This window comes from Segatella copri, from assembly GCF_009495355.1.
Classification (GTDB): Bacteria; Bacteroidota; Bacteroidia; order Bacteroidales; family Bacteroidaceae; genus Prevotella.
This window is the reverse complement of record NZ_VZAD01000068.1, coordinates 1-9,836: the sequence shown is the minus strand read 5'-3', so window position 1 is coordinate 9,836 and position 9,836 is coordinate 1. Positions and strand designations below refer to the sequence as shown.

The window sequence follows — 9,836 nt, the reverse complement described above, 5'->3', positions numbered from 1 at the left end:
ATACAACTTTGGTATCTATGTGTTAAAAGGTAAAAAGTTTAATGCGTTTGCCCTGGTTCTAAACTTTAGAACTTATGTTCTAAAGTATCGAACTTGAGTTCTAAAGTATCGAACTTAAGTTCTAAAGTTTAGAACATAGATTTATAACTAACAGAAAACAATTTGTATAGTATTACTGAATTGAGCCCACTTGACTATTAAAGTAATTGCTTGTGGCTAATAGAGGTGCTGAGTCGTTACTGCCTTTATCAACAACCAGCAGCCTTCTGATATTGCTTCATGAGCCATTCCTTCTGCTCGGCAATGGTCATGTGGCTGTTGTCAAGAGTGATGGCATCGTCGGCTTTCTTGAGTGGAGAAACCTCACGATGTGTGTCGATATAATCTCTTTCCTCTACATTTTTCAGAATGTCGTCGAATTCGGCAGGCATACCTTTCTGCTTCAGTTCGTCGTATCTGCGCTGCGCTCTTACCTTGGAGTCGGCAGTTACGAAGATCTTCAACTCGGCATCAGGGAATACTGTAGTTCCAATGTCGCGGCCATCCATCACGATGCCTTTCTCCTGTCCCATCAGTTTCTGCTGAGCAACGAGAGCCTGGCGAACAAATGGGACGGCGGCGATAGGACTTACATGGTTGGAAACTTCCAAAGAGCGTATTTCTTTCTCTACGAGTTCGCCGTTGAGATAACAGTCGGGACGACCAGTCTCGTTGTTGAACTTGAAACTGATGTGGATATTGCTCATTTCTTTCTCCAACATATCTACCTTCACCTGGTTGTCTGCATCGAACAGCTCGTGGCGCAACGCATAGAGAGTGACCGAACGGTACATGGCCCCTGTGTCAACATAAATGTAACCTATTTCCTTGGCCAGGTCCTTGGCCATAGTGCTTTTGCCACATGACGAAAAACCATCAATGGCTATTGTAATTTTCTTCATAAATCTGTGTATGTTGTTTTTGTAATATTTACTTGATAGAGAATAGTTGTCGGAACGTGTCAGAGGCTGTAAGCCAAATTGACAAGCAGGCTGTTGCTGCTGACGTGATATTTGCCATAAGCCAAGTTGAGATGGAAACGCTCCAGGTTGAGGCCAGCGCCTAAAGAGAGTCCAGCTCCATGACTGCTTGAGGAGTCGTTGGAGCTTTGTATCTTCATCTCGCTGGCCCGTCTGAAATTGTAGCCTGCGCCAATCCAGATGTTGGAAAGCAGAATCTCGACGCCTCCCACAAGGTGTTCTTTGAAGTTGACATCCCAGTTGTTCAGGTTGACAAGTGTCAGGGAGAGGCGGAAAGGCATGTTGGGGAACTGCTTGCTCACACCCATCTGCAGGTCGATAGGCATTTTGTCGTATTCCTCATCGTAGGCTTTCAACTGTCCGCCCAAGTTCTTGGCGACGGCAGAAATCGACCATTCATGATCAGGGTCGTAATAGTTAATTCCCAGGTCAACGCCCATTCCTATTGAGTTGTAGTCGCCGATATAAGAGGTGATGAACTTGGCAGTGATTCCGCCGACAAAGTTCTTGCCCAACATATAGGAGAAATAGCCTGCTACAGCAATGTCTTTGGCAGAGAACTCGCCCATTTGTACATTGTTCTCGTCCACCTGTTTCATCTTTCCATAGTCAACATATTGTGCCGATACAGCCCATGAAGCCTTGTCCTTCACTATGCGGTTGAAGGCTGCCGAAGCAGCGTTGACTCCCGACATATAGTTCATATATCCCAAGTTGATGGTCTTGTCGCTTACCGATGAGAGCAGAGCTGGATTGTGGAAAATGAGGGCTTCATCATCCTCGATGAGGGTGATGTTGTCGCCACCTAAAGCTGCAGCGTGCGCACTTGCCGGCAGGCGAAGAAAGTTGTATCCCGTTTGGCTTTCCTGTGCAACAGCCATAGTTGCCGACAGTGCCAAAAGGACAGAAAGAAGAAGTTTTCTCATTCCTATTATTTTATTCTTGGATGCAAAGAAAATGCAAACGAGCGCAATGAAAGTTTACTTTCAGATTGCCGAGTGCTGTTTTTTCTTCTGCAAAGATAATGCAAACGAGCGCAATGAAAACTTGTTTTCAAATTGCCGAGTGCAGCTTTTTCTTATTTAAAGATAATGCAAACGAGCGCAATGAAAATTTACTTTCAGATTGCCGAGTGCCGCTTATCTTCTGCAAAGATAATGCAAATCGAAGACAATACAAAAGAATAACTCCATTTTTTCTTTTTTATTGTAGTGATGCCGTCTGTTTATGTAAAGTATGTCCAATTCATGGACAATACAAAAAAAAGGATGAATAAATTTGGCTATTACCTTTAAAAAGGCTACTTTTGCATGCGATAAGAAGCCATGCTCTATATGGAAGCGATTCTGCAAAAAGTTCACACCGCATCATGGCGTCGTTTTTTGAAAGAAACGAATAAAGTTTAGTAGAATAAAGGAATAAGGAATTGGAAATCAAGAAATCTCATAGTGCACAGTTGGAGGACAAGCGGGTAACATTTTTCTTGCTTGGGCTGTTGCTTACCCTTTCCTTTATCTTCGTAGGCTTGCAGTATACGAGTCAGCCCGACGATTATGACTTGTCGAACGATATAGAAGACCTGTCGCAGGATTTGGAGCTCTCGCTGCCTCCAGACTCCAAGGACATGGTTTCGGCAGAGGCTGCCTCGAAGCCTGCATCCAAAGCCATTACACAAGAGGTGAAGGCAGAACAGAAAGCAGAACCAGCAGCGCAGAAAATCAGCACTACAACCAGCAAACTTGTGATAGGAGACGGAGAAGGAGCCGTGGATGGCGCCAATGTGAAGGAAGCTGCTCCCGAAACGCCAGTCGACAACACAAACACATCGGCACAGCCCGAGGCTCCTATCAATTTTACCGTGGTTCAGCAGATTCCCGTCTTTCCCGGAGGCTGGTCGGCATACATGCAGTGGCTTACCAAGAATCTGAAATATCCGCGTCAGGCTCAGCAGCGCAAGATACAAGGCATGGTGGTGGTTTCGTTTATTGTCAATAAAGACGGAACGGTGTCTGACGTGAAGGTGAGCACTTCGGTAGACCCCTTGCTCGACAGGGAGGCTCTGCGCGTAATGAAGATGATGCCTAAGTGGAAACCAGGCATGGATCACAACAAGGTATGCCGCACGATGGTGGCAGTGCCTGTCGTTTTCCAGCTCTGACCCTGCATTCTTTTGTTATGCTCAAATATCCCTTTATCATACTTTGATAGAAATAATCAATCAACCATTATAAAAATATACAAACAATGATGAAGACAGCCGAAGAACTACTTGTTCAGGTGAACGCCTTTTTAGATGCGCTTCCCTACAATCGTACTCCTAAGTCGCTTTACGAACCTATCCGTTATGTCTTGTCGATGGGTGGCAAGCGCATTCGCCCCGTATTGATGCTTCTGGGCTACAATCTTTACAAGGAAGATACTGATAAAATCCTGATGAATGCCATCGCTTTGGAAACCTATCATAACTACACACTCCTGCACGACGACCTGATGGATCAGGCTGATTTGCGCCGTGGTCATGAGACGGTGCACAAGAAATGGGATGCCAATACTGCCATCCTGTCTGGCGACAGTATGCTGGTGCTGGCGTATGAGCGAATGGCACAATGCGACAGCCGTCATCTGGCAGATGTTCTTCGCCTCTTTACCACTACGGCGCTCGAGATTGGCGAGGGACAGCAGTACGACATGGAGTTTGAGACCCGTGAAGATGTGCGCGAAGAGGAATACATCGAGATGATTCGACTGAAGACAAGCGTCCTGTTGGCTTGTGCGCTCAAGATAGGAGCCATCCTGGCTGATGCCCCTGCCGATGATGCTGATAATCTGTATAAGTTTGGCGAACAGATAGGTCTGGCTTTTCAGTTACAGGATGATTATCTCGACGTTTATGGCGACTCCAAGGTCTTCGGCAAGAAGATAGGCGGCGACATCACCTCCAACAAGAAAACATTCATGCTCATCAATGCGTTCAGTCATGCCAACGAGGCACAGCGACAGGAGTTGGAGAAGTGGGTCAATGCCAAGTCTTTCGACCGCGAGGAGAAAATCGCTGCCGTAACACGTCTGTATAATGAGATCGGTATCGACAAGATGGCGCAAGCCAAGATAGCCTACTACTTTGAGCAGAGCAAGAAATACTTAGATGCAGTTCAGGTTCCGGCAGAGCGTAAGGAAGAATTGCAGAAGTATGCCCAGCGCATGATGAAGCGCAAATATTAATCGAACAGCGAGAAGACCGCAAATAAAAAATGATAAAGATTATCGACACACATACGCATCTCGATGCCGAGGAGTTCGACGAAGACAGAGCTGAGGCTTTTGCCCGTGCCCGCGAAGCAGGAGTGGGCAAGGTGTTCCTGCCAGCTATAGACGTGAAGACTACGAAGGCTGTGCTTAGCCTCAGTCATCAATATCCCGGTTACGCCTATCCCATGATAGGATTCCATCCAGAGGAGGTGAAGGCCGACTGGAAAGAACAGCTTGCCGAGCTGCGTCAAATCCTCGATGAGCATCGCGTGCAAATCAACACAACAGTTTCCGACTTCATTGCTATAGGCGAGGTGGGGCTTGACTATTACTGGAGCCGTGAGTTTGAGCACGAACAGTTGCAGGCTTTCGAGGAACAGGTGAAGTGGTCGGTGGAAACCCGTCTTCCCCTTATGATACATTGTCGCAAGGCGCAGAACGAGATGGTTCATCTCTTGCGCTCTTACGAGAAAGAGTTGCCGGGAGGCATCTTTCATTGTTTCACGGGCAATCAGCGCGAGGCTGAGGAATTGCTGTCTTTCGACCGTTTCGTGTTGGGAGTAGGCGGTGTCTCCACTTTCAAGAGCAGTCATCTGCGCGAAGACCTTCCTGCTGTGGTTCCGCTTCATCGCCTTGTACTTGAGACCGACAGTCCCTATATGGCACCAGTTCCACATAGAGGAAAGCGTAACGAGAGTGCCTATGTTGTCGATGTGATGCGCACCCTGGCAGCAGCCTATCAGGTGAGCGAGGACGAATTGGCGGCAGCCACCAATGCCAATGTAAGCCGTATCTTTGGCAGCGAGGTGGTGAAAGGACTGTAGGCAGTGCTGCAAGTTGGTGTGGCAAAAGTAGAGTCAGTTAAAGAAATATAAAATAGGAAGCCTTTTTTGCTTATTTGCCCGAAAAGCGATACTTTTGCACACCGAAGCCCGTCAAGGTGCTCGCAGACAAAAGGAAAGGTGCTCGAGTGGCTGAAGAGGCACGCCTGGAAAGCGTGTATTCCCCTAAAGGGAATCGGGGGTTCGAATCCCCCTCTTTCCGCATATACATATATAATATAAAGTATATATGAAGAAAAATCCTTTTATTGCACGTTTGGCAATATTGACATTCACCCTTGTTGCTTCTTCTATGCCATTGATGGCGCAGGAAGAATCAATGGGAATTCATCAAGCTCTTAAGACCAAGTTTGTAGAAGGCAATGCCGGCTTTATGTCGTTGGTGGCCATTGCCCTGGTGGTTGGTTTGGCGTTCTGCATAGAGCGCATACTCTATCTCAGTCTTTCAGAAATCAATGCCAAGCAGCTCATGCTCGACATCGACAGCCGCATGGCAGAAGGAAAGGTGGAGGAAGCCAAGGACTTGTGCCGCAACACACGCGGACCGGTAGCCTCTATCTGTTATCAGGGACTGATGCATGTAGATGACAGTCTGGAGAATGTGGAGCGTTCGGTTGCCAGTTACGGCACGGTACAGGCTGCCAACCTCTCGAAAGGCTGTTCGTGGATAACGCTGTTTATCGCCATGGCTCCTTCGCTCGGATTCTTGGGAACGGTCATCGGTATGGTGATGGCTTTCGACCAGATACAGCAGGCAGGCGACATCAGTCCTACCATTGTGGCATCGGGAATGAAGGTGGCGCTTATCACTACCATCTTCGGTATCATCGTAGCCCTTATTCTTCAGGTGTTCTACAATTACATCCTGTCAAAGATAGAGCATATCATCAGTCAGATGGAAGAATCGTCCATCACCTTGATGGACATAATAGCCAAGTATAAGCATGAAAATCAAGCATCTTAAGAGCTGGGGAACCGAAAGGCTCTCGCAGCGACTGTTGTACATTCTGGTAGGAGTGTCGGCGGTGGTTTTCGCCTTGTTCTATCTGGTGGGCTACGACCTGCCATTCGACGAGAACCCCGACTTCAATGCCCCTCTTTTCACCGATGTGCTCATCGTGCTTATGGTGTTAGTCCTTCTGTTGGCATTATGCATGATAGGCTTCTCGGCATGGCGAAGCCATCGTTCGGGCAGTCGTCAGGACGCTGTGGTCAATGGTGTGCCTGCCCGCAAGATAGCCCGCATCACCTGGTTTTCAACTTTTGGTTTGCTCGTCATAGGCTTCGCCGTAGGTTCTTCCACTCCTATGTTGGTCAACGGCAATGACTACAACGACTGGTTCTGGCTGAAACTGAGTGATATGTTTGTCCTCGCCTCAGTCTTATTACTGATAGCAGCCATAGGTGTAGTGCTCTTTGGCGTAACCCGTTATGTGCGTAAAGAACGAAAGAAATGAAGCGTCTGCGTAAACCACATGGAGTACCGGGACTGAATACCACATCTACAGCCGACATTTCTTTTATGCTGTTGATATTCTTCCTTGTCACCACATCGATGGATGTGGACAAGGGTTTGCTGCGCCAGTTGCCAGCCCCAGAGCCACAGCACCAACAGCAGGTTTCGGTTGTCGACAAGACCACACTCCTTGAACTTCACGTCACATCCGACCATCTGTTGCTCCTGAACGACAAGCCTTTCCCTGTAGACCGACTGCAGGGTGAGGTGGTGAAATTAGTGCATCGTTTGGGCAGCCGTCATCTTATCTCAATTGAGAGTGACCGCGAGGCAAGCTATGATCTTTATTTCCAGGTACAGAATCAGTTGATGATGGCCTATTCGCAGTTGCGTGACGAATATGCCCGCAAGCAATATGGCAAGACTTTTGCCCTGTTGTCGAAAGCCCAGAAGGATAGGGTTCGCAACTTGTGTCCGCAGCGCATTACCGAGTCGTATGCTCATGCCCGCACCTTCCAGGACAAGAGTGTGAGTGCTGATGCCGAAGAGAAGAAAGGGGGCGAATCATGAGCATGTTCGGACGTCGTGAGCACGAGATGCCGGGACTCAACACTTCCTCGTTGCCCGACTTGATATTCACGGTATTGTTTTTCTTTATGATCGTCACCCACATGCGCCAGGTAACGCTCAAGGTTGACTATCGCGCCCCACAAGGCAAGCAGCTCACCCGACTGACCAAGAAGTCGGCTGTGTCTTACATCTATATAGGCAAACCAGTACAGTCCTTGCCGGGAGTCTCGAATGTAGAGACCGATTCAAGTGGAGTCTGCGTTCAGCTCAATGATAAGCTCGCCACACCTGCCGAGGTGATGGACTATGTGTTGGCAGAGAAGCGTCGTATGTCGGCTGAAGACCAGCGGCAGATGACAGTTTCCATCCGCGCCGACCGTCAGGTTCCCATGGGTGTAGTGATGGATGTCAAGCAGGCTTTACGACAGGCAAAAGTGCTTCGTGTTAACTATTCTGCCGTAGAAAAGAGTAAATAATATTAATTTATAATTATTTATGCGCAAAAAGTTGCGTTTCTTAAATTAATGTACTATCTTTGCACCCAAATAAAACTTAATTTATGGCAAAGCAGTTATTAGATTACCTGGACAGGCAGATATTGAAACTGATATCACAAGACGCACGCATCCCATTCCTTGAAGTGGCACGAGCATGCAATGTGAGCGGTGCTGCCATCCATCAGAGAGTGGCCAAGTTGACAAATCTTGGCATCATCAAGGGCTCTCAGTTCATCATCGATCCCGAGAAGATTGGTTATGAGACATGTGCTTATGTAGGTCTGTATCTTAAGAATCCAGAGCAGTTCGACCATGTTGTAGACGAGCTGAGGAAGATTCCTGAGGTAGTGGAATGTCATTATACGACAGGCGGCATGGATATGTTTATCAAGATTTATGCCAGCAACAACCACCACTTGTTGGAGATCATCCACGACAAGTTGCAACCATTGGGCTTGTCACGCAGTGAGACCATCATCTCATTCAATGCAGCTATCAACAGACAGTTGCCATTGCTTGAGATTCCTGAGAATGCTGATGACGAGGACAACGGTGAGGAATAAAAATAATAAGCAAGAGAACATGATAGGCTTATACCGAAAGGGGTAAGCCTATTTTTTGTGCCTTTGTCCCTCAACCGAGTTGTTTTCTTCGTTAAAGCATAGCCACACCTTTTCACGGAAGGCTTTATCAGAAGTTAGCGGAAGGCTTTATCAGAGTCTGCCCACTGCGTTGGGCAACTTTGCCCATAAGGATGAGCAAAGTTGCCCAACGTTATGGGTAGACTTGCCCATCGCAGTGGGCAAGTTACATAGTTGTACGTGATGACTTTTCCTTCTGCTCGAGATATATTAATCACACCAACTCAGAACTTTATTACATCATTATTTTTTGTTTGCTTTGATTTAAATAGTATTGGAACATATTCCAATGCATGTTGCTTCTTTGGAACATAATCTGTCCACACTGTTTCATGTCGTATTTGACGTATAGAATAATCTTTATTATATAAGACTTCTAATACTAATGCTTTATCAACAACCATTCTGCTCAAAGAAGAAACATACAAAGAGTCATTTATTTTTTTAATAATAATGTGAATGGGCAAGTAATCATTTTTTTCTATAATAGAGTCCATATTATGCTTATTTGACAGGAATAGAAATTTCCCATATTCCCCTGTAAGATAAAATTCGTCATCATGGCGATATAAATTCCATTTTACATTCTTTTTTCCTTTTTTTTCTTTGCTATTTTCCTTGATAATTATAGAATCGCTCTTATATGTAACATCATAAGATTTAATATATAGTGATGGCATAAGGGTTATCGTTTTGCCATCACGTTTATTGCAGGACAAAAAGCATATACCTAACAACACAAAAAAGGTCGTCTTAACAAATAATCTTTTCATGCACTTATTTTTTTAGATGATAATATTTCTCAGCCATTGGGTCCACACTTGTCCAACAGCCAAGTATTTGGTCATACATTCTTGAGCCATAGTCGTAGAGGCGCAGACCATGCACGAGGTCCAACTCCTTGCCATTAAACTTGTAGCGCTGTAGGTCTGTGTTCTCATCGCAATGGTTGTACTCACCGAAAGTGTTGCCAAAGGGATAATAGTGATTTATCTGCAACCTATTAATCCCTGATGTTTCTTCCCTCACCACACGGTTGCTTCCCAAGTGGTCTTTCTCCACGCTGCACCATGTCAGCGTACTGTCCTGGTTCAGAAGGATATAGCGACCATTGTTCTGCACGGTGGTAGGACGAACCTAAGTTTCCTGATTACATAAGAAGTGTCGCATAGGCGTTGGTAGGTTTTATTAATATTTTAGCGCAAATATAGCAGAAATATAGGGACGTAGTTATTGAGACATGAGTTTTTTAAGAAAGATTAAATTATATGGCTGTTGTTGTTGGCTCCTACTTAGCACCCATATGAAGAACTGATAGTTACAAATGCTATACATGTGTTATCATCCTTACAACCCAAAGAAACGGTCGCTTAATACTGGAGAAATCTTACTCCTTTACAGGGGGCCACCAGCTGAGCGCCATGAATGCGGGGGTACGAACAGAAGAAGTGCGACAAGAAGTATTCCAGTCTTTTGAAGGGTGGCAGGTAAGGCATCACCATCGGCAGAATTTTGGAATAATTCATTTTTCGTGGATATAGAATGAAACCATTCCATCAGAG

At 46.0% G+C, this 9,836-nt stretch carries 12 protein-coding genes and 1 tRNA gene; 9 read left to right on the top strand and 4 right to left on the bottom strand.

Going from position 1 to position 9,836, the window contains the following annotated elements:
• Nucleotides 1-248: 248 nt before the first annotated feature.
• Entirely contained in the window at nt 249-941 is a 693-nt protein-coding gene (cmk, locus tag F7D20_RS08970) for a (d)CMP kinase (protein ID WP_158463751.1), read from the bottom strand.
• Between the two features lie 59 nt (nt 942-1,000).
• Complete coding sequence (porQ, locus tag F7D20_RS08965) at nt 1,001-1,945, bottom strand: type IX secretion system protein PorQ (RefSeq protein ID WP_022252374.1); 945 nt, start codon at nt 1,943-1,945, stop codon at nt 1,001-1,003.
• A gap of 500 nt (nt 1,946-2,445) precedes the next feature.
• On the opposite strand from porQ, the gene F7D20_RS08960 reads away from it, so the two are divergent.
• From F7D20_RS08960 to F7D20_RS08920, 9 genes are all read left to right on the top strand, one after another.
• Nucleotides 2,446-3,177 (top strand): energy transducer TonB, encoded by a 732-nt coding sequence (locus F7D20_RS08960; protein ID WP_158463750.1) that lies wholly within the window; start codon nt 2,446-2,448, stop codon nt 3,175-3,177.
• Between the two features lie 89 nt (nt 3,178-3,266).
• Nucleotides 3,267-4,241 carry a polyprenyl synthetase family protein gene (locus F7D20_RS08955; RefSeq protein ID WP_158463753.1) on the top strand — a complete coding sequence of 325 codons (975 nt, stop codon included), beginning with the start codon at nt 3,267-3,269 and terminating at the stop codon, nt 4,239-4,241.
• A 29-nt stretch (nt 4,242-4,270) separates the two neighbouring features.
• Nucleotides 4,271-5,092 (top strand): TatD family hydrolase, encoded by an 822-nt coding sequence (locus F7D20_RS08950; RefSeq protein ID WP_158463749.1) that lies wholly within the window; start codon nt 4,271-4,273, stop codon nt 5,090-5,092.
• Between the two features lie 132 nt (nt 5,093-5,224).
• Nucleotides 5,225-5,312, top strand: a tRNA-Ser gene (locus F7D20_RS08945).
• Between the two features lie 27 nt (nt 5,313-5,339).
• Nucleotides 5,340-6,074: a MotA/TolQ/ExbB proton channel family protein gene (locus tag F7D20_RS08940; protein ID WP_022252378.1), complete on the top strand. Its 735-nt coding sequence runs from the start codon at nt 5,340-5,342 to the stop codon at nt 6,072-6,074.
• Nucleotides 6,055-6,567: a hypothetical protein gene (locus F7D20_RS08935; RefSeq protein ID WP_158463748.1), complete on the top strand. Its 513-nt coding sequence runs from the start codon at nt 6,055-6,057 to the stop codon at nt 6,565-6,567. The genes F7D20_RS08940 and F7D20_RS08935 overlap by 20 nt, the downstream gene beginning before the upstream one ends.
• Entirely contained in the window at nt 6,564-7,136 is a 573-nt protein-coding gene (locus F7D20_RS08930; RefSeq protein WP_158463747.1) for an ExbD/TolR family protein, read from the top strand. Before F7D20_RS08935 ends, F7D20_RS08930 begins: the two co-directional genes overlap by 4 nt.
• Nucleotides 7,133-7,612, top strand: a complete 480-nt coding sequence (locus tag F7D20_RS08925) for an ExbD/TolR family protein (RefSeq protein ID WP_158463746.1) — start codon at nt 7,133-7,135, stop codon at nt 7,610-7,612. Before F7D20_RS08930 ends, F7D20_RS08925 begins: the two co-directional genes overlap by 4 nt.
• Nucleotides 7,613-7,695: 83 nt before the next feature.
• Nucleotides 7,696-8,196 carry an Lrp/AsnC family transcriptional regulator gene (locus tag F7D20_RS08920; RefSeq protein ID WP_158463745.1) on the top strand — a complete coding sequence of 167 codons (501 nt, stop codon included), beginning with the start codon at nt 7,696-7,698 and terminating at the stop codon, nt 8,194-8,196.
• Nucleotides 8,197-8,498: 302 nt separating this feature from the next.
• Here F7D20_RS08920 and F7D20_RS08915 read toward each other — a convergent pair whose 3' ends face one another.
• Both F7D20_RS08915 and F7D20_RS13235 read right to left on the bottom strand, forming a co-directional pair.
• Nucleotides 8,499-9,047, bottom strand: coding sequence for a hypothetical protein (locus tag F7D20_RS08915; RefSeq protein WP_158463744.1), 549 nt, complete (start codon nt 9,045-9,047; stop codon nt 8,499-8,501).
• A gap of 4 nt (nt 9,048-9,051) precedes the next feature.
• Complete coding sequence (locus tag F7D20_RS13235; protein ID WP_367383925.1) at nt 9,052-9,396, bottom strand: RHS repeat domain-containing protein; 345 nt, start codon at nt 9,394-9,396, stop codon at nt 9,052-9,054.
• Nucleotides 9,397-9,836 lie beyond the last annotated feature (440 nt).

What these genes read in the sequence shown, in the direction of transcription:
- cmk (WP_158463751.1), bottom strand. Translation starts at nt 941, where the DNA reads ATGAAGAAAATTACAATAGCCATTGATGGTTTTTCGTCATGTGGCAAA.
- porQ (WP_022252374.1), bottom strand. Translation starts at nt 1,945, where the DNA reads ATGAGAAAACTTCTTCTTTCTGTCCTTTTGGCACTGTCGGCAACTATG.
- F7D20_RS08955 (WP_158463753.1), top strand. Translation starts at nt 3,267, where the DNA reads ATGAAGACAGCCGAAGAACTACTTGTTCAGGTGAACGCCTTTTTAGAT.
- F7D20_RS08950 (WP_158463749.1), top strand. Translation starts at nt 4,271, where the DNA reads ATGATAAAGATTATCGACACACATACGCATCTCGATGCCGAGGAGTTC.
- F7D20_RS08940 (WP_022252378.1), top strand. Translation starts at nt 5,340, where the DNA reads ATGAAGAAAAATCCTTTTATTGCACGTTTGGCAATATTGACATTCACC.
- F7D20_RS08935 (WP_158463748.1), top strand. Translation starts at nt 6,055, where the DNA reads ATGAAAATCAAGCATCTTAAGAGCTGGGGAACCGAAAGGCTCTCGCAG.
- F7D20_RS08930 (WP_158463747.1), top strand. Translation starts at nt 6,564, where the DNA reads ATGAAGCGTCTGCGTAAACCACATGGAGTACCGGGACTGAATACCACA.
- F7D20_RS08925 (WP_158463746.1), top strand. Translation starts at nt 7,133, where the DNA reads ATGAGCATGTTCGGACGTCGTGAGCACGAGATGCCGGGACTCAACACT.
- F7D20_RS08920 (WP_158463745.1), top strand. Translation starts at nt 7,696, where the DNA reads ATGGCAAAGCAGTTATTAGATTACCTGGACAGGCAGATATTGAAACTG.
- F7D20_RS08915 (WP_158463744.1), bottom strand. Translation starts at nt 9,047, where the DNA reads ATGAAAAGATTATTTGTTAAGACGACCTTTTTTGTGTTGTTAGGTATA.